15 protein-coding genes are annotated in these 24,420 nt (G+C 70.8%); 6 read left to right on the top strand and 9 right to left on the bottom strand.

The window, feature by feature from the left end; translation table 11 throughout:
• The first annotated feature begins 45 nt into the window (after window positions 1-45).
• Together RKD20_RS45850 and RKD20_RS45845 are read left to right on the top strand one after the other, a co-directional pair.
• Window positions 46-762: a GH12 family glycosyl hydrolase domain-containing protein gene (locus tag RKD20_RS45850; RefSeq protein ID WP_424882943.1), complete on the top strand. Its 717-nt coding sequence runs from the start codon at window positions 46-48 to the stop codon at window positions 760-762.
• Between the two features lie 84 nt (window positions 763-846).
• Window positions 847-2,832, top strand: a complete 1,986-nt coding sequence (locus RKD20_RS45845) for a beta-galactosidase (protein ID WP_424882942.1) — start codon at window positions 847-849, stop codon at window positions 2,830-2,832.
• A 29-nt stretch (window positions 2,833-2,861) separates the two neighbouring features.
• On the opposite strand, the gene RKD20_RS45840 is transcribed toward RKD20_RS45845, so the two are convergent.
• Window positions 2,862-3,341: a hypothetical protein gene (locus RKD20_RS45840; protein WP_424882941.1), complete on the bottom strand. Its 480-nt coding sequence runs from the start codon at window positions 3,339-3,341 to the stop codon at window positions 2,862-2,864.
• A 303-nt stretch (window positions 3,342-3,644) separates the two neighbouring features.
• On the opposite strand from RKD20_RS45840, the gene RKD20_RS45835 reads away from it, so the two are divergent.
• Window positions 3,645-4,646: a TIGR00341 family protein gene (locus RKD20_RS45835; RefSeq protein ID WP_424882940.1), complete on the top strand. Its 1,002-nt coding sequence runs from the start codon at window positions 3,645-3,647 to the stop codon at window positions 4,644-4,646.
• A 257-nt stretch (window positions 4,647-4,903) separates the two neighbouring features.
• Here the strand turns inward: RKD20_RS45835 and RKD20_RS45830 are convergent, their stop codons facing one another.
• The 7 genes from RKD20_RS45830 to RKD20_RS45800 form a co-directional block, all read right to left on the bottom strand.
• Complete coding sequence (locus tag RKD20_RS45830; RefSeq protein WP_424882939.1) at window positions 4,904-10,894, bottom strand: hypothetical protein; 5,991 nt, start codon at window positions 10,892-10,894, stop codon at window positions 4,904-4,906.
• Window positions 10,895-10,925: 31 nt separating this feature from the next.
• The gene (locus RKD20_RS45825) at window positions 10,926-13,445 is read right to left on the bottom strand and encodes a hypothetical protein (RefSeq protein WP_424882938.1); all 2,520 of its coding nucleotides are present in this window, start codon (window positions 13,443-13,445) and stop codon (window positions 10,926-10,928) included.
• Window positions 13,446-13,485: 40 nt separating this feature from the next.
• Window positions 13,486-16,383: a DUF6603 domain-containing protein gene (locus RKD20_RS45820; protein WP_424882937.1), complete on the bottom strand. Its 2,898-nt coding sequence runs from the start codon at window positions 16,381-16,383 to the stop codon at window positions 13,486-13,488.
• Window positions 16,384-16,388: 5 nt separating this feature from the next.
• Entirely contained in the window at window positions 16,389-17,462 is a 1,074-nt protein-coding gene (locus RKD20_RS45815; protein WP_424882936.1) for a WD40 repeat domain-containing protein, read from the bottom strand.
• 29 nt (window positions 17,463-17,491) lie between these two features.
• Window positions 17,492-17,830: a hypothetical protein gene (locus RKD20_RS45810; RefSeq protein WP_424882935.1), complete on the bottom strand. Its 339-nt coding sequence runs from the start codon at window positions 17,828-17,830 to the stop codon at window positions 17,492-17,494.
• Between the two features lie 8 nt (window positions 17,831-17,838).
• Window positions 17,839-19,062: a hemopexin repeat-containing protein gene (locus RKD20_RS45805; protein WP_424882934.1), complete on the bottom strand. Its 1,224-nt coding sequence runs from the start codon at window positions 19,060-19,062 to the stop codon at window positions 17,839-17,841.
• A 586-nt stretch (window positions 19,063-19,648) separates the two neighbouring features.
• Window positions 19,649-19,957: a hypothetical protein gene (locus RKD20_RS45800; RefSeq protein ID WP_424882933.1), complete on the bottom strand. Its 309-nt coding sequence runs from the start codon at window positions 19,955-19,957 to the stop codon at window positions 19,649-19,651.
• A 1,293-nt stretch (window positions 19,958-21,250) separates the two neighbouring features.
• Here RKD20_RS45800 and RKD20_RS45795 point away from each other — a divergent pair.
• Window positions 21,251-22,114, top strand: coding sequence for a nuclease (locus RKD20_RS45795; RefSeq protein ID WP_424882932.1), 864 nt, complete (start codon window positions 21,251-21,253; stop codon window positions 22,112-22,114).
• Between the two features lie 120 nt (window positions 22,115-22,234).
• Here the strand turns inward: RKD20_RS45795 and RKD20_RS45790 are convergent, their stop codons facing one another.
• Complete coding sequence (locus tag RKD20_RS45790) at window positions 22,235-22,762, bottom strand: LGFP repeat-containing protein (protein ID WP_424882931.1); 528 nt, start codon at window positions 22,760-22,762, stop codon at window positions 22,235-22,237.
• 417 nt (window positions 22,763-23,179) lie between these two features.
• On the opposite strand from RKD20_RS45790, the gene RKD20_RS45785 reads away from it, so the two are divergent.
• Together RKD20_RS45785 and RKD20_RS45780 are read left to right on the top strand one after the other, a co-directional pair.
• Window positions 23,180-23,914, top strand: a complete 735-nt coding sequence (locus RKD20_RS45785) for an AfsR/SARP family transcriptional regulator (protein ID WP_424882930.1) — start codon at window positions 23,180-23,182, stop codon at window positions 23,912-23,914.
• A 106-nt stretch (window positions 23,915-24,020) separates the two neighbouring features.
• On the top strand, window positions 24,021-24,419 hold the full coding sequence (locus tag RKD20_RS45780) for a hypothetical protein (RefSeq protein ID WP_424882929.1): 399 nt from the start codon (window positions 24,021-24,023) through the stop codon (window positions 24,417-24,419).
• The last annotated feature ends 1 nt before the right edge of the window (window position 24,420 follow it).

Raw genomic sequence — 24,420 nt, 5'->3', positions numbered from 1 at the left:
CTCTCCCGTGTGATCCCCCCACTCAGCACACATTCCGGAGGGCTGATGAAAATCCGTATCGGCTGGGGCGCGCTGCTCGCGGCTCTGGCTCTCGTCCTCACCCTGCCGAACTCGGCAGTGGCAGCGTCACAGACGTACTGGTTCAAGTACTACGCGACCGGCGGCAACGCCTCGACGTGGTACACCGACGACAACAACTGGGGTGTGAACTCCTCGACCGGCACCGGCTTCGTCGCCATGGTCAACGGCAAGGACTGGGGGTGGTCGTCCCCGGTGACCACACTCCCCAAGAAGATCCGCGACGTCAGTCCCAACAACACCTCGTGGTTCAGCCAGTCGGCATACCCGAAGTCCGGCTCGTACTACGACGCCGCGTACGACATCTTCATCGACCCCTACCCCGCGCCGACCGACCGCAACTCCAAGACCGAGATCATGATCTGGCTCAACTGGTACAACACCAAGCCGCTGGCCGACCACTACGACGCGAACGGCAACGCGGTCCCGGCCGCAACCAACGTCAGCCTGGGCGGCCGCAGTTGGGACATCTACGAGTACACCTGGAGCAACGGCGGCCACACCCTCAGCTTCCTGGACAGGAGCAAGTCCGGCTGGTGGTCCGGAAGCCTCACCCCGTTCTTCAACTACGGCCAGAACAGGGGTTTCTACACCGGCGACCACTACCTCAACAGCGTCATGGCCGGCTGGGAATTCGGGCCGGGTGACTACACGGCTCACTCCTGGGGCGCCGTGGGTTTCTGAGGCCGCCACAAGCAGAGGGCGGACCAGTGACCGGCCGCCCTCTGCCCGGAAACACCGCCCGACTCTCCGCAGAGAGGCACCGTCATGACCCCACGCAGTGTCACCGACCACCTGGGCGGACTCGCCTACGGCGGGGACTACAACCCCGAGCAGTGGGACGAGCCGGTCTGGAAGGAGGACGACGAGCTCATGCGCCGGGCCAGGGTCAACCTGGCCACCATGGGTGTCTTCTCCTGGGCCCTGCTCGAACCGGAGGAGGGACGCTACGACTTCGCCTGGCTCGACGCCCACATCGATCGCCTGCACGCGAACGGTGTGGCCGTGGACCTCGCCACCCCGACGGCCTCCCCGCCGCCCTGGTTCACCCTGGCGCACCCCGACGCGCTGCCGGTCACCCCGGACGGCACCCGCCTCACCCACGGCAGTCGCGACACCTACTGCCTCACCGCGCCCGCCTACCGCCGTGCTGCCCGCCGGATCGCCTCCGCCCTGGCCGAGCGGTACGGCGACCACCCCGCCCTCGCGCTGTGGCACGTGCACAACGAGTACGGCACGATCTGTTACTGCGACCACACGGGCGCCGCCTTCAGGGTGTGGCTGCGCGCCCGCCACGGCTCGCTGGAGGCCCTCAACGGGGCGTGGGGGACGGCCTTCTGGAGCCAGCGCTACTCGTCCTGGGAGCAGGTGCTACCGCCGCGCGCGACGCAGTGGCACAAGAACCCCGGCCAGGCACTGGACTTCCGCCGCTTCTGGTCGGACGAGATCATCGCCGCCTACCGCGAGCAGCGCGACGCGATCCGCGCGCACAGCGACCGGCCGGTGACAACCAACCTGATGCTCCCCGCCTACCAGAACATCGACCTGTGGGCCCTCACCCGCGAACTCGACGTGGTCAGCTCCGACCAGTACCCCAGCTCACCCGGTCTGGACGCCGCCGCCGACGCCGCCTTCCACGCCGACCGCACCCGCTCCCTGGCCGGCGGCAGCCCCTGGCTGCTGATGGAGCAGGGCACGAATACCGTCTACGACCGCGACCGGACCCTCGCCAAGGAGCCCGGAGACATCGTGCGCCACACCCTCGGCCACATCGCCCGCGGCTCGGAGGGTGCCCTCTTCTTCCAGTGGCGGCAGTCCCGCGCCGGCGCCGAGATGTGGCACTCGGCGATGGTCCCGCACGCGGGGCCCGACAGCCGGATCTTCCGCGAGGTCACACAGGTCGGCGAGGCGGTCGCCCGGCTCGGGGAGCTGGCGGGATCGACGGTCACCGCCCCGGTGGCCGTCCTCCACGACTCTGACGCCTGGTGGGCGCTGAGCATGGACGGCCTGCCCTCCCCAGACCTCGACTGCCACGCGGAACTGGGCCGAGCACACCGAGCTCTGTGGGACGCGGGTGTCACGGTCGACTTCGCCCACCCCGGACACGAGCTGCGCCGCTACCTGCTGGTCATCGCGCCGGCTCTGTTCCTGATGTCCGACGCGGGCGCCGAGAACCTGCGCCGTTACGTCGAGGGTGGTGGGACCCTGCTCGTCCAGCACGCGAGCGGATTCGTCGACGAGCGCCTGCACGCCCGGCTGGGCGGCTACCCCGCCAGGCCGCTGCGTGAGGCGCTGGGCATCCGCGTCGAGGAGTACCGGCCGCTGCGGCGGGGTGAGCGGATCGCCCTGTCGGACGGGTCGTACGGCACCGTCTGGAGCGAGTCCGTGCGCGCCGAGGACGCGGAAACCCTCGCCACCTACACCCACGGCATGCTCACGGACAGTCCCGCGCTCACCCGGCATCGCTTCGGCACCGGGCAGGGCTGGTACCTCTCGACCCGCCTGGAGGAGACCGACTACGCCGCTCTCGTCCGCCGGCTGCTGAAGGAGTCCGGCATCGAGCCCGAACTGCCACGTCTGCCGCCCGGTGTTGAAGCCGTCACCCGCCACGCGCCCGACGGCCGCCGCTGGCACGTCCTGATCAACCACCGCGCCGCCACCCTGCACCTGCCGGAACCCGCGCACGACCTGCTCACCGGGACCCTCGCACGCGAAGTCCCGTCCGGTGGCTGCGTGGTTCTCCGCAACCCCTGACCTGGAAAGATCACCAGGGTTTCCCAGGGTCAGTGGGTCTCGGTTTCGTCGGTCGGCGCCGTGGAGCGTAGTGCGACGCAGCATTCGCCGGGGCTGGGTGCCAGGACGGCCTGGACCGCCGGGGCGCGGAGTCCTTGCAGGTAGCCGGTGAGGAAGGCATGTTTCATGCCGCAGACCAGGTCGGGGGCTTGCGCGGCGAGGGGGTGGAAAGGGCAGTTGCGCAGTCGTAGCCGGTCGGGGGCTTCTCGTGCGGGCTCGAAGCCGTGCCGGTCGAGCATGTGCTCGCACAGGGTCAGGCCTCTCTCGGCGCCGAGTCTGCCAGGGCGCAGCTGGGTGCGTTCTTCCTCGCCGAGTTCTTCGCCCCGCTGTCCTGCCGTGCGCATCGCCGCTTGAGTGGCGGTCTCGTTTGCGCCTTCGGTCACGACGGCCTGGACGAACAGGTCAGCGATGAGTTCATGGCGGCGGTCCGGGACGCTGACGCGGATCGGCGTGCCGGTGGGCTCGTACACCTTGGGCTGCCGGCCGAGTTTGCGGACGCCCGCAGGGGCGGCGTTGCGGGCGCGCAGCAGGCCGACGACGACAAAATTTGTCGAGGTGGAAGGCGGCGAGTTTGCGCGATATTCCGACGGTGGCGGCCGCCTCGTCGCGCGTGACGGGGCGGCGGGCGCGGCGGATGTGGGGCATGTCGCGACATCACCGACGCTGAGTTCCAGCGGGGGAAGAAAAGGACTCTGCACAGAACTCACCGGGGCCGCACACGTGTGGCCCGTGTCCTGCCGCCCGAGAGGTGCTGAAGGTGGTTATTTGGAGGCATGATCAGCAACGTTCGCGCCCGTGTCCTGCCGTCCTCGCAACGCCGCTCGCTGGACGAACTGACCGAGGATCTGATCCTCTCCTGTGGGGACACCACGGCCAAGCGCTCCGCGTTCTGGACGATGCTGACGCTGTCGTCGGTCATCGCGGCAGGTGGTGTGCTCACGGACTCGACGGCAACCGTGATCGGCGCCATGATCATCGCGCCACTGTCCACGCCGATCATGGGCATTGCCCTGGGTTCGGTGCAGCGCCGCCGCACCAGATCGGCCATGGTCGTCCTCCTCGCGTGCGTGCTGGTGATCGCGATCGGGATGGCCATGTCGCTGGCTCTTCCCAGCAACTACGACCTGCTGTCCAACAGCCAGATCTCCTCGCGGACTTCGCCTGACCTCATGGACTTGATCGCCGCTCTGGCGACCGGTCTGGCCGGTGCAGTCGCGCTGGCCCGTCGAGATGTCGCCGCCGTACTGCCCGGAGTTGCAATCGCCATCTCCCTCGTCCCACCCCTCGTAGTGGTCGGGGTGTGCCTGGGGAAGCTGTCCGGATGGCTGTCCCTGGGCGCACTCGCACTGTTCGTGTCGAACCTCTTCGCCCTGGTCTTCGCGGGCATGCTGGTCTTCGCCTCACTCGGCTACGGTACCGAGACCGACAAAGCGGCCGGGCGCCCCGCCCGCAGCGCATCTGCCGCCATGGCCCTGCTGTTCGTCGTCGTGCTCATTCCGCTGACAGCCAACACCGTGGCCACCTTGCTGCTCAACGCATGGACCGGCCGCACCAAGGAGGCGGCACAGCAGTGGCTCACCGACGATCCGGGCGCATCCGTCACGAGTGTCGACGCGAATTCCCGGACCATGTACATCCACGTCCGCACTCCCCGAGAACTCCCGCCAGTGCAGTCCCTGCTCGACCGGCTCGACGGACAGATCCCGGACGGCATCCCCGTCGTGGTGGACGCCTCAAGGGGCCGGCGCATCAACGCCGGAAAGGTCGGCGGCTGAGGATCGCATCAGCACCCGCCCCGAAGAACATCCACCAAAATGACCGCCGCGTCCTGACGCCGTCCCGCGCCACAAGAGATGCCTCCGCGGCCGGATTTGGAATGTCCAAGCGGGGCATTCGCGCGAAGACTGGAGCGCGGATGACCGGGATGCCGATGACGGCGTGCACGAGAGCCTCCCCCGCCTCACCCCAGCCGCAAAGGCCGCCGTCCACCATGTGTGCCACGGCTCAGCCCTCCGGGAAGATCGGGCGTTCGTCACGGCCACGGCTCGGTGGGCCGTACCGTGTCGAACGCCAGGCCGCTCGCGGTCTCCCCCGTGCCGGCGGTCTTCTCCCTGCGCACCCAGCTGTGCAAGGTGCCGTCGGACCAGCGGGCCAGGACGGGGCGGCGGGCGACCAGGACTCCCTCGCGCGGTACCTCCTCCTCGTGCAGCCACAGTCCGGGGGTGATGAGACGGCCCTCGGGGCGGGAGTCGAGGCCGGGGCCGGTGAGGGTGGCCAGGCGGAAGCGGATCTGGCCGGCTCCCACCGGTTCGGGGACGAGGGGGAACCAGAAGTCGGGGACGATGGACTGGACCGCGTACGCGGGCACCGCATCGGGTCCGGGTACGGCCGTTTCGGGCGGCGCGTTGCGGGCCCAGCGGTCGCGGCGGTCGACCTGTTCGCCGCGGCCGTCGGTGTAGTGGTGCTGAACCGCCCAGGCGAGGTTGGCCAGTTCGTCGCGGGCGAGGAGAACCCGTTCGAGAGGCTGTCCCGGCTGGCCGCGTTCGGAGGGCAGGATCAGCAGCCCGGACGCGGCCGGGTGGTCCGGGTCGGGGCTGCTCAGGGTGAACATCGTCCAGGACGGGTCGTCGCGGCCGGCTCGCTCGACCAGGTGGTGGCGGCCGAATACGTCCCGTACGAGGAGCCGGTCCAGGACGGTCAGTGACGCGGCCGGCACCTCCAGCGGCACCAGGAACCAGTCGTTGCCGAAGACCGTGGCGAACGAGATCAGCAGCAGCCGCCCGGTGTCCAGCGCGGACACGTCCGCCGCGCTGAGGTCGACGCGAGCGTCCTCCATCTCCCAGAACCGGTCGGCCGGCAGCCCCCCGTACCGCACGGTCGAGGGCAGGCCCTCCGCTGCGAACGCCCGGCTCTGTCCCGGCGGTGCCGGCTCGGCGTCGGGGTCGGGGTGGACGTCGAGGGAGTACCAGTCCAGGCCGTCGCCCTGGTACTCCTCGGCCCGCAGGACGGTGCCGCCGGTGGACAGTTCGGCCGCGTATTCGCCGCGATGCGGGTCGAAGCAGTCCGGGCCGCGCTCGGCCAGCTGGGCGGCCCACCAGGTCCGCCAGCGGGCGGCCAGCTCGCCGAGGCGCGCGTCGGGTCCGGCGTCGAAGGTGCCCGCGTCCAGCGCGGCCGCCACCGATGCCGCGTCGGGCAGACCGCCGTCGAGCAGGCCGATCAGGCTCTCGTCCGGCTCCTCCCCGGTGCGAAGTCGGTGCGGGGCCAGGGCCGTCAGGGCGGCGGCGAGCAGTCCGGCGTCGTCGGACATGCGCAGCAACGCCGCGCCGCCCTCGGCGCGCAGCCGCTCGTCGATCTGGACGGGCTCGTCCTCGATCTGGGTGTCCAGCGGGCCCTGGCCGAGGTCGTACGGCACCCAGTCGGTGGCCCCGCCCGGGCGCCAGGCATCGACGGGCGCGCTGCTGCCGCTCATCCGCACCACGGCCGGGGATGCGGCGTCCTGGGCGGCGAACTCCCCGAACTGCCACTGCCGGGTGAGCAGCCACAGCGGGTCGTGCACCCGGGCGGCGAGGCCTGTGTCGACGTCGGTGGCCCGGTGCCGGGGCTGCAGCTGGAAGGGGCCCTCCGGGTCGGTGTCGTCCCTTTTCGACTCGATCCGGGCCAGGGCCCGGCCGGTCGCGCTCTGCTGGGCGATGCGGATGCCGGGCAGGAGAGAGTTCAGCGCGCTCAGGTCCTGGAGGTCGACAGCGCGCAGCTTGGCCAGTTCCAGGGTCTCCCGCAGCACCTGCATCAGCCCGTCGGAGGTCCACCCGCGGTCCAGGTCCGGGGGGACGGCGATGAGCACACTGTGCGGGGCCTTGGCGTCCGGGCGGTCGTAGTGGAAGGCGACGCCCGTCAGTTCGGTCTCCGGCGCAGGCTCGGGTCCCGGCGGCGGCTGCTCGGAGCCGGGGAGGAGTTCGATCCACTCGTCCAGGACGACTCCGGTGACCGCCGCGTCCGCCGCGATGTCGTGCGGTGCGTGCCAGACCAGGTGGGTCGTGGCAGGCGGGCGCTGCCCGGCGGGGAAGGGCCCGCCGATCCAGGCGTCGCCGTCGGTCGTCGGATGCTGGGCCGCGCACAGCCGTTCCACTCGTCCGGCCCGGTTCCCGGCCAGCAGCAGCGTCTCGTGCAGGTTGCGCACCGTGGGGCGTACGCCCGCGTTGCGCCGCAGCCAGTCCTCCATGTGGGCGCCCGGCAGATCGCCGCGGCCCGTCGGCGGCGAGGTCGTCGCGGTGAGCGCGGGCAGCAGCGGGAGGTCCGCGGCGAGCACCGGGGACAGCTCCGTGCGGGCCCGCGCGAGCCAGGCGTCGGTCGATCCAGGTGTGACCTCCTCGGTGGCCAGTGCGCTGATCTTGTCCTTGGCGGGGTGCCCGGCGAGCGACGGGCTCGCGGCGAAGGCGGCGAGGCGGGTGCGCAGCTTCGTCGTGTCGACCGAGCGGCCGGCACCGCCCTCGGGCAGGTGCGACGGCAGCAGCGGTTGTGCGGTCGACAGCAAGGACCGGATACGGGTCGCCCTGCCGTGCAGTCCGCTCCAGCCAGGTCCGGTGAACACGACGGGGGTCCGGGGCGGCACGCCCATCGCGCCCTGAACCGCCCTGCGCAGCGCGGCCGGTTCGGCGCCGGCCGCGTCCAGTACGGCGCTCAGGGCGCCCAGACCCAGCCGGTCGGCGGTGAGTTCGAAGGGGCGGGGCTCCGCCTGCCCGTCGTCGAGTCGGCCGGCGAGGGTCCAGCCCGTCGCGGGGCCGAGGAGATGGGCGACCCAGTCCTCCAGCGCGGGTTGCAGCGCGGCGAGCGGGTCGGCGGGCCAGCCTGTCGGAGCGGTCGGTTCGGCTGGGAGCAGCGCGGCAATGCGGTGCGTCAGGGCGCGGGCCCGGTGCGGGGTGCGCAGGACGCGGAAGGCGTCCGGCACGTCCTCACCGCGGCCGAGGGTGTCGGCGGTCAGACCCGCGCGGATCGGGTTTCCACCCACCAACTGGTGGACGCTCTCGGCCAGTACGAGGTCCCCCACGGCGTCGAGCGCGCCGGCGAGGTCGTCCAGTAGCGGAGTCACCGCCTCCCGGTCGCTCTCCGAGCGGACCACCGGCGCCTGGTCGATGACGCTGGCCAGGTCGGGGGCGCCGGCCCCGGCCCGCGCGAGGGCCATGCCGTCGACGACGTTGCGGGCGGAGACCGCCTCCGCGCTGCGCGCCCACAGGTCCGCGTCGGTCCCCTCGGGCGCCGTCTCAGGAACGACGGGCAGCGGGAACTGGCGGCGGAACCGCTCGATGAGGTGGTCCAACTCGGCGTCGTGCAGGGCGCGTTCGAACCGATAGCCCAGCAGGGAACCCAGGTTCTGCCCCTGCCGTACCCCGCCGAGCAGCCAGCGGGCGACGCGGGCGCGGCGGGAGGTGAGGTTGACCGCGTAGCTCTCCTCGTCGGGGTTGCCGAGGAATCCGGACCGCAGGACGGCCGCCGTGGCCGCGTGGTGCAGCGACGGCGCGTGGATGTAGCCGTCCTTCGCGGACAGCTCCACGGTCGTGGCCACGTCGTCCAGCTGGATCTCCAGCTGTTCCCTCGGCACCGGCGGACGCAGGTTCTCCACCCAGCCGTAGCAGCCGAACCGCACGCCCTGGGTGCCGGACGCCCGCAGCTCGGTCAGCCGCTTCGACGCCAGTGAGGTGATCCAGGCGTCCAGGCGGTGCGAGTGGACGTCGATGACCTCCAGCAGCAGCTCGGGGAGCCGGGACACCGGTACGGCGGCCAGGGTGCGCAGGGCCTGCTCCAGCCGGGGCAGCGCGGCCGCGGCCCGGGTGGCGGCGGCGACGCGTTCCGCTCGCTCGCTCTCGTCCAGGCCGTCCAGCACATCGGCGACCAGTTGGTCCACGTCGCCGGTGACGGCGAGGGCCTGCCGCAGGGGGTCGCCGGCGGGGTCGAAGTCGCCCAGGAAGGTGGACCAGTTGGGCAGGAACAGCAGCGCGTCGAGCACCCCGCTCATGTCCCGTTCGTCATCGGGGACTTCCTCGGATCCGCCCTCGTCCTCGACCGGCTCCTCCCCCTCGACGGGCCCCTCGCCCTCGGTCGGCGGCTCCTCCTCCAGGCCCGGAAGATCGAAGAACGTGCTCCGCCGAGCGGGGGTCTCGCGTCCGGTGGACAGCTCCACCGGCCACTCGGCGTCGTACGCCGTGGCGTCCAGCTCCCCCGCCAGGAACGCCCGTACGGCACCCAGGTAGTCCGCTGTGGCGGCCGCTCGGGCCGGAAAGGCCTCGGCGTCCGGGGTCAGCCGGGTGACGAACTCGGGGACGCCGGTCGCCTCGTCCAGGCTCCAGCCGAGCGAGGTCCAGCCATTGCTGGTCGTCGTCCAGCGGGCGAGGCCGTCGGGCGGCAGAGCGGGCAGGCCGAGTGTCGCGGGGGGTGCGTCGAGCGGGGTGAACGGCACGGCGCGGGCCGGCCCGCTCATCCTGATCATGGCCAGGCCTGTGGCCACGGGCAGCCGCTGCAACGCCTCCACCGCGACCCGGTCCACGGGCTTGCCCGGTTCGACGCGCGGGATGGTCACCTCCTCCTCGCCGTTGTCCTGTACCACCCGATGGTCCACCACCGCCCGCCAGCGTTCCCGCAGCCGCATCAGCCAGGGGGCGATCACCGCGTCGACGTCGTCGGCGCGTTCGGCGCGCCAGTCGTCCAGCGCCGTCACGGGCAGGACACCGTACGGCTGACGGCCGACGCGCAGCATCGGCAGCGGTCCGCGGCCGCGCACGTGTGCGGCGATGTGCTCACGGACGGCCCGCCAAGGCCCCTCGGGAGAGACACCGCTCGGCTGTCTGGTACCCAGGTCGATCGTGGTCAGCGCGGCCTCGGCGAAGCCCTTGCCGAGCGTGGGCCAGGTGAGCAGGGTCAGGGCGGCGACAGCCGACGGCGCGGCGTCGTCGGCACCGGGGCAGCCGCGCAGGAACCCGGCGTCCGGCACGCCCAGCGCGGTAGCGAGGGTGTCGGCGACCGGCCGCTCCCCCGCCTCCGGGTCGGGGTCCGGGCCGGGGTAGGCAGGGGCCGAGGACCAACCCGAGCGGGAGCGTGGGGTGTTGTTGGTGGCGGTGCCGGAGGGCAGCAGGCCGAGGCCGCTGCCGTAGCGGTGACCGTGCAGCAGGTCGCGCAGCCGGGCAGCGCCGTCCACGGGCGCATCGTCGCGTACGCCGACCACCAGCAACTGGTCCAGGTTCTCGGTGTTCTCGGGCGGGACGATCAGCTCGATACCCATGCCGGCCTTGACCGCTTCGAACCAGTCGGTCTCCCAGCCCTCCTCCTCGGCGCGCAGCAGGCCGATCGGCAGCGGGTCGGGCACTGGTCGGCCCAGCTTGTCGACCACCACCTCGCCCTCGAACAGCCCGAGGAAGCGCCAGCGCCTCGGCATGGCCACCGCGTGCGGACGCTGCTCCTGGGGGTCGTCGGTCCGCAGGGTGGGCGCCGGGGCGCCGGGACGGCAGGCGCGGACCGCCCAGGAGGCGCGGGCCGGCCGCAGCTTGGTGAGCGCGTCCTGCCATGCCTCGGGGCCGGGGTTCTGCCAGTACGCGGTACCGGCGGCGACCTCGGCGGGAGTGAGCGCGGGCTCGAAGCGGGACAGCAGGATGTCGTCCGGGTAGATCCGCACCCGCAGGGTCCTCGGCTCCCACCAGATGGTCTCGACCCGCACCGGCAGCAGCGCGACGGGCTCCGTGTTGTTCTCGGGGAACAGCGGCTCGCCCACGGCCAGCGCCCGCGTCAGCTCCTCCTGTGCCCCGGCGGCCAGGCGGTTCAACTCCTCGGCCCTGCTCTGGAGTTCCGGCAGGGCCGCCTCGGCCGCGGCGAGCGCCTCGGCGGCGGTGGGTGGGAAGTGGGGATCGGGCAGGCCGGCCTGGATGTGCGCCCGTAGACGCCGTACCACGGCCTCCTGCTCATCGGCGAGGGCCTGTGCGGTGTCCGCTTCGGTACGCGCCCGGTCCAGTCGCGCGCGGGCGGCGAAGGCGTCGGTCATGTCCTCACTGCTCCTGTCCTCGGCACAGTGGTCAGCGGCCCAGCAACGTGGTGGCCCGGAAGGCCAGTTGGAAGGGCTGCTGGAAGGCGATGCGGGCCATGTCGGCCGAGTCCCGGGCCCACTTCGGCGGGTCGGGCTGGGTGAGCCGGGTCGGCGTGGCGGGCACCTGGTCGAGCTGGACGCATCGGGTGGGATCCACACTGATGCCCTGCCAGGTGAGGTCGGCCCATGTCGTCATCTCGGCGGGCTGGTCGCCGGTGTCGAATCCGAACTGGGTGCCCCGCATGGGTTCGCGGAACACGAAGAACCAGTCCTCGGCGCGGGCGCGCTCCGCGTCCAGGTCGGGGAACAAGTACAGGACCGTGGACTCGTCCAGCGCCAGCGCCTCGGCCGGTACGCCGTCGAAGGCGGGCGGCAGCTTGCCGTCCACTGCGCGTACGGCGAGCAGGGCGGTGCCGGGGAAGCGCCGCAGCAGATCGCCGCGTACGAGCAGCGCCAGGTCGCCCGCGCCGCCGGTGCGCAGCCGGCTTCCCAGCGGGGCGTCCGGCGGCCACAGCGCGATCTCCTCGACGTCCGCGCTGTCGCCGGGCCAGAACCGGGCGAACGGGGTGCCACGCTGGTCAGTGGGGTACTCCCGCCACAGCAGCTCACGGTTGAACTCGTGGTTCAGCCCGACCAGCAGCGCGGCGATGAACTCGGGGTTGGTCTCGAGCAGGGTCACCGAGTCCTGCGGCATGGCGCCGATGCCGGGCAGCGCCCATTCCGGCCAGCGGGCCAGCAGTTCCGCGGCAATCGGCACGGTGAACCTCGGGTGGGCCATGATCGGCCGCAGGGGGCGGTCGTCGGCCTCCGTGCGCTGCGCCCAGAAGTCCGCGGGGATGCGGTCGGCGAGACGCAGCAGTTGCAGCCGCATGGGGCTGAGCGCTGCGCGCAGTTCGCCCGGCAGGCCGGCCTCCGGCGCGTCGTCGCTGACCATCCCCAGCAGTTTCATCTTTCCGGCGAGGAACGACTCGGCCGGCTCGCCGTCCGTGCCGAGCTGGGCCCGTCGGGCCAGCGCGCCGTTGGCGCGGGTCAGCCGGACGAACGAGGTACTGGCCGTACCGAACGGCAGGTCCTCCCTGGCCGAGGCCAGCTTCGCGGCCAGGGTGGTCGGCTCCGCGTCCGGTGTCGTCGCGGACACGGGCACCCGCGCGCTCACCGGTGCCATGACGGTGACGAGGTCGGCCGCGTCCAGCGGGCCGAGGTGCTTGCGCTGGGCCCGCTCGGCGGCGACGGCCGCCAGCTCACCGGCCGCCAGCAGCCGGTTGGCCTGCCGGATCTCGCCGACCTGTTCCCAGGCCCGGGCCATGAGGAACTCCTGCTCCAACTGCACATAGCGGCAGCCGAGTGCGGCGGCGACCCGACGGCGGACCTCCACGTTGAGCGTGCTCATCCAGACGTCGCTCGCGGCCGGCACGGTCTGCTCGCCGGTGTGATGGCTGCCGTACAGCGGCGGGGCCACGGCGACGACGTCCCGGTCCCCGGCGGGTTCTCCGTCCCCCTCCGGCACGGGCTCGCCGCGGAGCAGGGCCGGGGCGTCCACCCGCTCGCGGATCAGGGCGCGGAACCGGTCCTGGGCCGCGGGGTCGGACCACGTCTCGGGTGCCGCCGTGCCGGGCGGACGCAGGGCGCCGTCCATGGCGACGGTGGCCGGGCCGACGGCCTCCTCGGCGGGCCAGGGCCGACCGACATCGATGGTCCGGGTGCCGAGGCCGGACTCGGCGGCGGGCCGGAAGCGCAGCCGGCGGGCGAGTTCCTCGAAGGTGCCCGCCCTCCCCGTACGGAAGGTCCACCAGTGGTAGACGGGCAGGTCGACGGTGTCCCGGCCGGGGATGGGCCAGGCGTCCGCGGTGGCCGCCTGGGGCGCAACGTTCAGGCCCGCGTCCCGGCCCGCCGCGGTGGCGGGCACGACCGCGGCGATCCAGCCGCGGTCCGGGGCCAGCCGACGCGGGCACAGCAGCCGTCCGACGACATCCGCAGAGTGATGGCGCACGCCCTGTTCGACGAGCCGCCGGGCGGCGTCGAGGTCGGTGACGTCGTCCGGCAGCCGTGCCTCCACATGGGTCCAGGCCCACCGTTCGGCCAAGGGGGGCAGCGCGGCGACCGGTGCGGTGAGGACGGGCAGCGGATGCCCGGGGCGGGGTGGGGCGGCCTCGTCCTCGGCCAGCACGATCAGCACGATCCAGGGTTGCGGGGTGGGTCCGCCCGCGGTGGCCACCGTGCCCGGGGACAGCAGCCAGGGCAGGTCGGCGTGGACCAGTTCCACGCTCGCCAGCACGTTCTCCGCCGCGTCGGGTGTGCCGGGCGGCGGTTCCTCGCGCAGCACCATCGAGCGGTCGAAGCCGAGCACCTCGCCCGGTCCCACGAGCGACAGGATCGGTCCCGCCACTTCCGGCTCCTCGCGGCGGCCGTCGATGTCCTGGAAGAACCGCACCGCGGTGCGCAGCGCCTGTCCGTCGGCGGAGGCGGCGGCACCGACTCGCGCGGAGGAGAAGAACCAGCGCGTGCTCATACGACGCTCCCGCCTGCTGGACGCCGGGAACGGGGCGCGGTCATCGTCCGACCTCCCAGCTCTCGAGGAGCCGCAACGCCTCTTGCGGCTGGTCGAGTCGGCCGCTCATCGCCTCCCAGGCGTCGGCGGTGGCGTCGACCAGGGTGACGTCGTCCAGCAGCGGCTGAAGCGAATCGGTGGCCGCCACGCTCAACTTGGCGGGGCGCACCTTGATGGCCGCCGCCGGTGTACGCCACCGCTCGAGCCGTTCGGCGGCGCTGGCACCGAAGACGGACTCGAGGCGGAACAGCCCGGGCCACAAGGAGAACTCCGGCTCGGGCAGCGGGGGTTCGTAGCCGGTCTCATAGCCGTCGTCCACGCGGTGGCCGGCGCCGAGGACGATGCCGTCGCTGCGTGCCCGCAGTCCGCACGCGCGGCTGACGAAGGCGGGCTCGCTGAGTTGGGCGTCTTCGCTGAGGTCGAAGAACTCTCCGGGCACGAACCGCTCGGACAGTGAGGGGAGTCCGGCGGCGGGCTGGGTGGTACCGAGGGTGATCTCCTTGATCGTCCAGGTCTGCGCCGGCACCGGGCGCCGCTCGAAGCGGGAGATCGGCACGCCCAGCGGGACCACGCGCTGGGAGACGCACAGGGTGGCGTCGGGGTGCACGAGGGCGCCCTGGTTCAGCTTCTCGTTCGCTTCCCTGGTGAACACCAACGCGGTGCGTTCGGCGGCCGGCCGCTCCGCCGCCCAGGCCTTCGACTGCGCCAGTTCGGGGGTCAGCGCGTCGATCGGCCGGCGCCCGGCCTTCTGCTCCACGGCGGGCGGCGAGCCCCAGCGGATGTCGAAGTCCAGCTCGACGTCCCAGAACAGCACCGCGATGCTGCCGGTGCCGAAGGCATGCCAGGGGGCGGGCCCCTCCAGCGTGAAGTCCAGGGCGATCCCGGCCAGTCGGCGCCCGAAGGCGCGCACCGCCACTCCGGCGCGAACGTGCACGGAGAACGCGAACACCGGGTCGAAGACGAACAGCGCGTCCAGACCCAGCCAGCCCGTCACCCCGCAGCCGGCAATCGTGGCGTCCAGCTGGACCTGGCCGCCGAACATCACCGCGTTGGAGGTGACCGCGAAATAGGCCTCCATGCGAAGCCCCCAGCCCCGCCCGGGGGCCAGGTCCACCTGGAGCCGGTCCAGCGCGGGCACCCGGGCCGGGCGGGTGTAGCGGGGGTGGAAGCCGCCGGCGGACAGCACGAACTCCGGCTGCCCGCCGCCGCGTACGAGCAGATACATCTCGCCGCGCACGGCGAGCCCGACGATCCACGAACCGGTCAGCGACACCAGCACTTCGACCAGCGGGACGGCCGGTTCGATCCGACCGAGCACACAAGCCTGGAGGCGGATCAGCGGCACGGCCGGGTCGGGCAGCCCGACCAGCAGCCGTCCCAGCAGCAGAGCGCGTGCCGGCGCGGGCAGTTCGAGAATGATCGCCCCGGACAGGGACACCCACCGGCCGCCCCAGTTGAGGCGGATCATCGGCCCGACCAGGATGCGCCCGGCAGCGACTGGGAACGCCGAGCCGAGCGAGCCGATGATCTCCGGGGCGCGTTCCACCGCGCGGTCGGGGAACAGCACATGGTCGGCATTGCCGTCACCGACGAGCTGCTGCAGGGCGGTGACATCGGCGCGCCGGTTCACCCCGACCAGACCGCCGACCGCGTCGAGCGCGAAGCCCAGGCCGAGTTGGATGCCGGGGGTCGGGAACTGGGCGGCGAGCAGCGCCAGGAAGCTGGTGGGGGCCTTGCCGTCGGGCGGCCGGAACAGGGCGACCGCTTGGACGCGCAGCACCCCGAGGTCGACGGAGATCAGCCCCCCGTAGCCCTCGTCGGGGGTGCGCCGGACCAGGCCGCCGCCGGAGATGGGCGGCACCTTCAGCTCGGTGCCGATGCCGTCCGGGAACAGCTCGCGCAGTCGGCTCGGGTCGAGGCCCGGGGGGTTCGCCGGGGCAAACGTAACGGGCAGCTCGATCCCGGCGCGGTCCAGGTGGACGCTCAGTGGCAGGCCAGGAAGCCCGGCGCTGGCCGACACCGACACGGCCAGCAGTGGCTCGCCCCCGTCGGAGGTCAGCTCCAGGGCGGCCCCCCGGCTGGACACCGCCGGGGCGTTCAGCCGGAGCGGGAGAGGGACCGTGAGGCCGCCGGTGCCTGCGAAGCGCAGGCCTTCGGCCCGGTCGGCGCGCAGGACGACGGACACGGGCGGACCCGACATCGGGCTCGCGCCGTCGATGCCGAGGAGGCGGGCGAGCGCGGCCGGCAGCACGGCGGCGGTGAACCCCTGCAACTCCAGCTCGACAACGGCGGGGGTGCCCGGCTCCGAGGTCACGGCCAGCCCGATGCCGTCGACGCTCACGCCGGGACCGTCGGTCATTCCGGCGGTGAGCCTGCCGGTGCGGCGCAGCCGGATCGTGGCGCTGCCACCGGGCGGCGCGGGCGGCAGGCCCGGCCCGAAGGCGGCGTCCCAGCCCTGGGCGGCGGTGACGGTCGCCTCCGCGCTCCACGGCCCGTGGACGGTCTGGGGCAGAGTCAGGGCCGCCCCTGGGGTGACGACCACGTCGAAGACCGGTCCGTCAGGGGTCACTCCAAGTACGGCGCGTCCGCCCGCGGCTCCGGCCTGGCCATCGAACACCAGGGCCACGCCGAGCGGGGCGCCGGGGGCCCGCCGCCAGCCGTGCAGCCGTACGGGCGAGGCTGCGTCGAGGTCGCCGAGCGTCTCCCGTACCAGCTCCACCAGCGAGTTGCCGGGCGGCAGTTTGTCGTGCGCGGCGAACAACCGCCCGGCGAGCACGGTCCCGGCGGCCGAGGGGTCCTCGCCGAGCTCGGGCAGGGAGCGGATCAGGCCGTCGACGGCGTCATTGGCCAGCGCGCGCAGTTGGCCGGCGACCTGCTGAAGGAGTGCGAGCGGGTCCATGCGGCTCACCCCTGGTTGGCTTCGCCGTTGTCGATCACCAGCGCGCCGTTCATGGTTCCGACGCCCAGCCAGCGGCCGTCCGGGCTGAACCGCAGCGCCAGGACCTCGTCGGTGGACACGGTGTACAGCTCCTTGCCCTCGACGTTGAACAGCCGTACGACGTTGTCGATGGAGGCGCTGGCCGCGTGCTTGCCGTTCGGGCTGAACGCGACATGGGTGACCGCTCCGAAGCTCTGGTCCTCCGGGTCGCCGGGGTTCAGTTTGGGCGCCCGGCCCCGCTCGACGCCGGTGTCCGCGTCCAGGACCCGGGCGAACCCGTCGGAGCCGCCGACCACGGTCCATTTACCCTTGGGGTCGAAGGCCAGGCAGCTCGGGGCGGTGACCTGGTCGTCGATGTCCTCCGGAGTGGGCCACACCTGCTTGCCGCTCTGCGCCTCGAACATCCGGGTGGTGTCATCCGCGGCACAGCACAGCACGTTCAGCCCGTCCGGGCTGAACGCGACGGCGAAGACGGCATCCTTCGGGGTGAGCCTCGAGATCTCCTTGCCGGTGGCCACGTCGTGCACCCGAGCGGATCCGGCGTGGTGGTGGTTTCCGCCGTGGCGTTCGTCTACGGCCAGCGCGATCCGGGTGCCGTCCCGGCTCAGGTCCACATCGGCGATCAACGGCGGGTCGACGGTGATGCGCTGCTTGATCTCCCCGGAAGCCTCGTCGAGTACGGCGACCAGAGTGTCGGTGGCCACGACCAGCCGCCCCTCCGGGCCGAACCGCACGGAGTTCACCGAGTTGCCCGGGTCGAGCGGCCCCTGCCACAGGGCCGTGCCGGTGGCGCTGTCCCGCAGGACCACCTGCTCGAAGTCGGTCATGGCGATCCTGGTGCCGTCCGGGCTGAAGGCGATGCCGGACACCGATCCGTCGGTGGGCACTTCCAGCGGTGGTGCCCCGATGCCGATCGAGCGCACCCGCAGGTGGGTGTCGCTGCCGCCGGTGGCGAAGCGCGCGTTGTCCGGACGGAAGGCGACGGCCTGGACCGAGCCGTCCTGTGGGGCGCGAAGCGCGACGGTACCGGGCTCGCTCATGACCGGGTCCTCCTCATGCCGGAGTGCGCCTAGCCGACGGGCAGTGAGACGTCGAACGTCGCGCTGCCGCCGCGCACGGTGACCGTGACCGACTCGAGGGCGAGGCCGTCCGGGTTGTCGAAGCGGTACAGGGCGTACGCGTTGGCGCCGGTCATCTGGATGGCGGGCAGCGGGCCGGGGACGGGCGCTTCCGCGACGCTCAGGGACTGTCCGCCGGCGACGAGTTCGACGGCGACGTCGGAGTCCTGGAGGTCCAAGGGCTGTTCCACCGCGATCGCCACGTTGACACGCGCCGACGTGCCGGTCACTTCGTGGAGAGACGGGTAGACCCAGAAGTCACCGGCCAGTTGAGGGGTTTCGTCGTTCATGGGGCTCCTCACGGCACCTGGCAGTTGACGGTCCATTCGCGGGTGAACAGGACCCTTCCGCCGTTGCACACGTCGATCAGTTGCCCGCGGAAGTCGACATCGATCTTGAAGAAGGTGCCGGGCGCCCCAACGCCCCCGGGCGTGTCCCGGCCGGCGTACTGCTCTCCGGAGCGCCGCTTGACGAGATACACGTCGAAGAGGTTCCCGTTGCCGACCGCGGCGTCGCGGTGTCCGTAGTCCAGGTCGACGTGGAAGCGGTTGGCCGGGCTGGACGCGGCCTGGCCATCCTCGATGAAGTGGTCGTCGGCGGAGCCCTGCCCCGGCCGGGAGCGCATCAGACGGGGCGCCGGAACGCCGTGCTCCTTCGTGATGAACCGTACGGGCTGGCCGTTCACCTCAAGCTCACCGCGGATGTACTGCCGGTATTCGCCGCATGCGGGGATCGACGGATCGGCGTCGGCGAACACCGCGTGCATCTCGAATTCGCCACCGCAGCTCACCTCAGGCTGCGTGCGCTTACTGCAACTCACCAGCCTACTCGGAATATCCACACTCGCCACATCGGCCTGCGGCCACTCGATCACCTCGTCGATCGGTCCGGTGAACCCCGCTTGCACCAGCTCCGGCCACTTTCCCGGCTCGGTGATCGGCAGGGGATATCCCGGCCGCACCTTCTCGTTCTGGATGTCGTAGTTCAGGTACTGGCCGCCCTTGAAGAAATACGCCGTCCCGTTCCCCCAGTTGACGGCCGCGTCCACGCCGGACCTGAAAGCGACCGGGAAGTCAGGCCAGCCCTCGGAAATATCGCGGGGGTAGATGGTCTGGTCGACGGAGTCGGTCTGGAGGTCGTAGCGGACGTATTTCGGGCCCTTGAAGAAGAACACCCGGCCGTCTCCCCAGTTGATCGCCGCGCTCATCCCGGCGGTGAAGGACGCGGGCAGGGCGGGCCACTGCGAGGCCGTGTCATGCGGGTAGAAACTCGCGTCGACCGTGTCGTTCGTGGCGTCCCAGCGGACGTACTGCGACCCCTTGAAGAAGTACACAAATCCGTCAGGCCAGTTCACCACCGCGTCGACGCCCTGGGTGAAGGAGGCGGGCATCGCGGACCATGCCTCGGCGACGGCGCGCGGGTAGAAGTCGTGGTTGACCGTCTCCGCGCCGGTCACCGGGTCGATCTCGTAGCGGACGTACTTGCCGCCGCGGAAGAAGAACGCCGTTCGCACCTGCGCCATGAGGGCCCCTTTCTCTAGCATTCGGGTGGCAGTCGGCGACCGTCACATGACGCACCGTCACGAGAGTGCAGGCCCAGCGGCGGACGGACGTCGAACGGCGGGCTGCCGCCTTCCACCGCGCCGAGGTCGGTTCGCGTGAGGGCTTGCACGTCCACCCCGAGGGCCGGGGTGACAGCACGGCGTCCCCGTAGGCGCCCACGAGGGGCGGCCGGCGAGAACCGTCCGGGACACCTGCTCCCGCAGCGCCATGAAGGCCGGCAACCGCTGCTGTTACGGCACAGTTCCACGAGCTCGGTGCCCAGCTCCAGACGGAACTGGCCGAGCAATCGCAGCCGGGAAGGAGCAGACACCAATTCGACCGCCTCACGAGCAGTGTGCCGCCCGGGCGCGCCCTCCGACGGGGCGTGTCGTCGTCACCAGTTTCAGCTCCGCGTGCACACCGTGCAACTCGAACGCCTGCCTCGATGATGGTGCGTTGACGCCGCGCGGACGCCGTTTCCGTACCTTCGAACGCGGCGATCCTTTGGGCCGTCACGGAGCCCCAGCCTGGCGACGGGGGGGCCAAGATCGATGGAGCACCCGCTTCTCAGACCATCAGTGGCAAGGGGTCTGAGAACCAAGTAGCCGTGCTTCCCGGGTTGTTGATGTCTACAGTTTCGCCCGAGAGGCGCAAGTCGAGGCCGAGACGGCCTGTGTACCGCCCCTTCGGTCCGTTGTCCCACTCGATGGTGACCAGAAAGTCGTCGCCTCGGACGAATCCCTGGCAGCCGCCGTGAACGCCGTTGACAAAGGCGTCACCCGATACGTTTCCGGCCTGATCCTGGTCCAGGTTCATATGCACCGTCGCGCCATTGGTCTGGTGTACGTCCCAGTTGCCTCTGGAATCGACTGTCATCGGGCTCTCCTTCGTTCTCATGCTTCGGCAGTCAGAAACGCCGTCCCAGTTCGCGGTAGACGGGTTACACCATGACCGCGCAGCAACTGAGTGAGGCGCCGGCTCATGGCTTCTTACTCCGCCCGAAGGTCGGGGAACTGGCTGGCTGCGTGTCAGGCAGGCTGCCGTACCGTCAGGTGAGCAGTCCTCGCCCACAACGTGGCTGCTGGAAGAGATTGACGCACCAGCGAGACACCTCAGAAGTGTTTCGTTTGCCGTCTTGTCGAGCCTTTTGATTCCAGTAGGCGTCCCGTTCGCGGCAGTGTCAAACCGGGCAGCCGGCGACGGCGAATGACACAGCACCACTGGTTGACCAGTCAATTGTGACCGCCGGAGGCCATTAACGTGAGGGCACACGGCGTTGAGTTCTCCCTTCGGAATGAAACACAAGTTCAGCGAACCGGGGCAGTACCAGCCCCAGAGCGCGAGCCCAGCCGCACCGAGGAGCACGAAGAGGGTGGCGATCCGCAGAATGACGCTGAGGCTGCGAACCCTCCTGACCTCGGCGTCCAGCGCGTCGTACGCGGCGCTCAGAGCCAGGACGAGGAGCCCTCGGTCCCCCGGCTGAGGCCTTCACCTCCATGCGCTCCACGACCGCCTCCGCCCTCACCCGAAGCGGGTTGCCCGGAGCAAGTTGCTGCTCGCCATAGCCCAGCACATCGGTGCTCCGGCTGATCAGGTCCTCTTGCGAGCACAGCCCGAGCAGCATGACGTCGGTCGCGCGCGGGTTTGCCCAGGTCCTTTCGAGGGCTGCGGCTCCCGAGAAGAGGCGGCGCGGTGCGCAGCTGGCATGGCCCGCCTGTTCCAGGCGCCGTGCGATCCCTTCCAGCGTCTGCTGCCGCTGTCGTTGCTCAGCTTGGTCCAGCTCCCGAAGATCCCGAAAGGGCTGTCCAGAGTTCACAGGGCGGCCTGGCGTGAACGACGTTCGTTCGTCTGGACTGCTGGCAGGACCGATCCGCTTCGGCACACCCGGATTCGCCGTGCGGCCGAACAGAGCGACGTAACCCACAGGAAAGCGAAGGCGATTGCATTCCCTCGGAGTTTTGTCGGGCTTCGTGAACTGCTGAAGGCTTTCCCGTTGGCCATCCCGACCTCCAGCAAAGACTCCCCCTTTCACCATAGGACGGACAGCCCACTGGAGCGCGACAAGGGGCGGTTACCGGCAGCAATTGCAGAGCGCCCGACTGGGGAATAGCGTGGTTCAGCAGGCATCTCGCCTTTCCCCGCGAACCGTTCAAGTCTTCGGGAGCCGCTATGACGATGCTGCTCATCAACGGATCGTTCCAGATCACCGGAACACAGCCGGACGGCGACACCATCCACTTCACTCCGAACGACCAGACAGAATGGGCCCTGGTCGGCAGTGGAGGCCGCGCCGTCAAGCACGATGTGCTGGGGCGCGCCACGCTCCGGCTGGACGCGATCGACGCGCTGGAGACGCACTACGGTCCGAGCCGTGTGCACCAGCCGCTCCACTTCGCGCATGCCGCACGTGACGAACTCCAAACGTGGCTGGGGTTCACGAACGTCCAACAGGGGCCGGACGAGACCGTGACGGCGGCGACGCCCGCCACGGTGCCCGGCTTCATCCTGACCAACGGCGCCGACATCCACGGCCGTTGTGTCGCTCTCATCGGGCGGGGCGCCCCCGAGGGCGCCAGCGGAACTGATGTCAATGTCGACGCGGACCTGCTCCGGACGACGGCGAACCATCACCTGATCGCCACCGGCCTGGTCTACCCCACGTTCTACCGAAGCCTGTTCCCCAGCCTGCGCGCCGAGTTGACCGCCGTCGTGCGACAGGCACGGACGGCGCCGGCGCAAGGTCTGTGGCCGAGCGACACCACCACGACCGGGGCCAAGGTCACTGGCCTGTCCTCACTCACCGACGACGTCGTGATCCTGCCCAAGCTGTTCCGGCGGCTCGTCGACTACCTCCATCTCGACAACGGCTCGCTGACCTGCTTCCCGGCTTATCTCGCCGGAGTGCAGGACCGCTTCACCATCGCGTCCACCGGCAAGCGCTGCACCGGCCTGAACAACGTGGTCGAAGTCACCAACGGCCAGATCGTACGAATGACTCAGGCGCCCGAGGACCTTGTGTTCGAGGAGGCTTGACACGGACGCTCGGCACGGACCGGCCCGGTCGCCGACCGGGCCGGTCATCGAGGTTCGGGCGGCGGCCGCAGCGCGTCATCGCCTTGGACGGTCATGTCCTCAGACGACTTCCCTTCATCCTCAGACCGCTTCTCCCACGTTGTCGTCGCCGTAGGACTGACTCTGCACGGCTACGGCGCCGCCTGACGGCGTCCAGGAGATACGCCCGTGCTGGAAGAGGCTGTAGCGGGACTGCTGTGAGCCGCTCTCATCGGAGACCGGGTAGCCGAGGTAGCTGCGTTCCCAGCCCATGCTCGCCCACAGGTCCCGTATGACGCCGTGGACTTCGTGCGAGTCCGTCGCCGGCGTCCAGTAGACGGAGCCGCCCTCGAAATGGTTGTAGCGGCCGACGCCGTCAGGGGTGCCCGTCTCGTCGGTCACGGGGTAGCCGAGGAATCCACGCGTTCCGCCGAGTCGCGCGTAGCGGACCCGAATACTGCCGTGGACCTCGTGGGCTCCGGTCTGGGGCGACCAGAAGATCGAGCCGTTCTGGTAGTCGCGGGATCGGCCGCGGCCGTCGGGCTCGGGCATCTCCGCCGAACCGCCCCCGGCATCCACCGGCGGGCCGATCCACGCCACCTGGGTCCACTTGTCGTCTATCGCTGTCATGACTGCTCACCAGGCTTTCCGAATGGTTCTTGAGATTCCGCACCGGGTGAGCGGCCTCATGCGGGGAGTCCGGCACGACAGCCCCGGACTCGTAGCGCGGAACGCCGCTTTCGCACCCGGATGACATGCCAAGAGTTCGCCGACGGACAACGCGAGCCCGTCCGTCCGATGGTGAGGGACCGTGCATCGGCCTAGCCTGAAACCTGTCACAGCCCCTTGTATCGAGTCTGATCCCGGTCCCCTCGGTCCGCAAACCCGCAATTCCGAGTTCTTCGGCCGGCCATAGTTTCAGCCGCAATCAATTGAGATGACTGTTCAACGGTTTATGCTCTAACCGACGCGCTGGTGCATGAGTTGCATGGTCTGGTCGCACCGGCTGAAATTGATGGCGAGGGCTCCCGAGAGGCTGCCCGGGCCATGGCGAGCGAGGCGATCAAGGTGACGTCCCCTCCCCTGTTGCGTCTGCTCGGCCAGTTCCGGCTTGAGTATGACGCCAAGCCTGTCGAACTGAGCCGCAACGGCCAGCGTTTGCTGGCGTTCGTCGGACTGCACCGGCGTGTGTCCCGCACCGTCCTGGCCGGGACGCTGTGGCCAGAGGTCACGGAAGACCATGCCAGGGGCAGTCTGCGCACCACTCTGTGGAAGCTGCCCCGCTGTGATCAGGCCCTGATCCGGTGCAGCGGAGACTCGCTGTCGACCGGGTCAGCCCTGCATGTCGACGTACACACCTTGATCGAGACGGCATTCGATGTCGTGCAGGGCTGCGCCCGCCCGTTCGACGCCCGGCTCCCGCCGGGACTGATCGGCACGGAGGAACTGCTGCCCGGCTGGGACGAGGAGTGGGTACTGCTGGAGCGCGAACGTCTGCGGCAGTTGCGTCTGCATGCGCTCGACGCCCTGGCCGAGACCCTCGTACGGGAGGGGAAGTCGGCGTTGGCTCTGGAGGCGGCGTGGGCGAGCGTACGCTCGGAGCCGCTGCGGGAGAGCGCGCACCGGGCCGCGGTGGCGGCGCACCTCGCGGAGGGCAATCTCATCGAGGCGGTCCGTCAATACCGCTCGTTCCGACAACTGCTGCGCAAGGAACTGGGCGTCGAACCGTCCCCTCAGTTCACGCGGATGCTGGCTCAGCACGGGATCGTCCTCTTCCGGTGAGGGAAGACGCGAGGGGGATGACGGGAGACTGACGACAGGCTGACAGCGCGCTGACGCGTCGTTCGTAGCCTCGTTCGCGGGACCCTCGATGCGAACGGAGGACGACATGACCGCCCCGGCGACCATCGACGAGACCGTGTGCCTGAGGCCCTCGACCTCGACCGGCTTCTCCCTCTCGGGAGTGATCGACAACGTTCTGCAGCCGGTCCACAACCTGCCGGGCGCCGCCCTCGACAAGGAGCCGGACGATCTGTACGTCACCACCGATCCCCATGGCGGAGCGGACCACGCGGTGTGGCCGGGTGACTCGACGTTCTCCGCCGGCGGCGCACAGATCCCCCTCGGGATCCAGCTCACGGCGGACGGTTCCCGGGAGGTGTTGCTGCGGGACCAGGACGACGTCTCGGCAGACGACCTGCTGGGCTGGGGGCGCAGCAGCCTCTCGAAGCTCGCCCACTCCGAGGAGGAACGCTCTTACTACTACGTCCAGTACCACGTCGACTGAA

This window comes from Streptomyces sp. SLBN-8D4 (assembly GCF_049739545.1).
Taxonomy (GTDB): domain Bacteria; phylum Actinomycetota; class Actinomycetes; order Streptomycetales; family Streptomycetaceae; genus Streptomyces; species Streptomyces canus_C.
This window is presented reverse-complemented; position numbering and strand designations above follow the sequence as displayed.

What these genes read in the sequence shown, in the direction of transcription:
- RKD20_RS45790 (WP_424882931.1), bottom strand. Translation starts at nt 22,762, where the DNA reads ATGACAGCGATAGACGACAAGTGGACCCAGGTGGCGTGGATCGGCCCG.
- RKD20_RS45820 (WP_424882937.1), bottom strand. Translation starts at nt 16,383, where the DNA reads ATGGACCCGCTCGCACTCCTTCAGCAGGTCGCCGGCCAACTGCGCGCG.
- RKD20_RS45850 (WP_424882943.1), top strand. Translation starts at nt 46, where the DNA reads ATGAAAATCCGTATCGGCTGGGGCGCGCTGCTCGCGGCTCTGGCTCTC.
- RKD20_RS45845 (WP_424882942.1), top strand. Translation starts at nt 847, where the DNA reads ATGACCCCACGCAGTGTCACCGACCACCTGGGCGGACTCGCCTACGGC.
- RKD20_RS45800 (WP_424882933.1), bottom strand. Translation starts at nt 19,957, where the DNA reads ATGACAGTCGATTCCAGAGGCAACTGGGACGTACACCAGACCAATGGC.
- RKD20_RS45805 (WP_424882934.1), bottom strand. Translation starts at nt 19,062, where the DNA reads ATGGCGCAGGTGCGAACGGCGTTCTTCTTCCGCGGCGGCAAGTACGTC.
- RKD20_RS45815 (WP_424882936.1), bottom strand. Translation starts at nt 17,462, where the DNA reads ATGAGCGAGCCCGGTACCGTCGCGCTTCGCGCCCCACAGGACGGCTCG.
- RKD20_RS45825 (WP_424882938.1), bottom strand. Translation starts at nt 13,445, where the DNA reads ATGAGCACGCGCTGGTTCTTCTCCTCCGCGCGAGTCGGTGCCGCCGCC.
- RKD20_RS45830 (WP_424882939.1), bottom strand. Translation starts at nt 10,894, where the DNA reads ATGACCGACGCCTTCGCCGCCCGCGCGCGACTGGACCGGGCGCGTACC.
- RKD20_RS45780 (WP_424882929.1), top strand. Translation starts at nt 24,021, where the DNA reads ATGACCGCCCCGGCGACCATCGACGAGACCGTGTGCCTGAGGCCCTCG.
- RKD20_RS45785 (WP_424882930.1), top strand. Translation starts at nt 23,180, where the DNA reads ATGGCGAGCGAGGCGATCAAGGTGACGTCCCCTCCCCTGTTGCGTCTG.
- RKD20_RS45795 (WP_424882932.1), top strand. Translation starts at nt 21,251, where the DNA reads ATGACGATGCTGCTCATCAACGGATCGTTCCAGATCACCGGAACACAG.
- RKD20_RS45810 (WP_424882935.1), bottom strand. Translation starts at nt 17,830, where the DNA reads ATGAACGACGAAACCCCTCAACTGGCCGGTGACTTCTGGGTCTACCCG.
- RKD20_RS45835 (WP_424882940.1), top strand. Translation starts at nt 3,645, where the DNA reads ATGATCAGCAACGTTCGCGCCCGTGTCCTGCCGTCCTCGCAACGCCGC.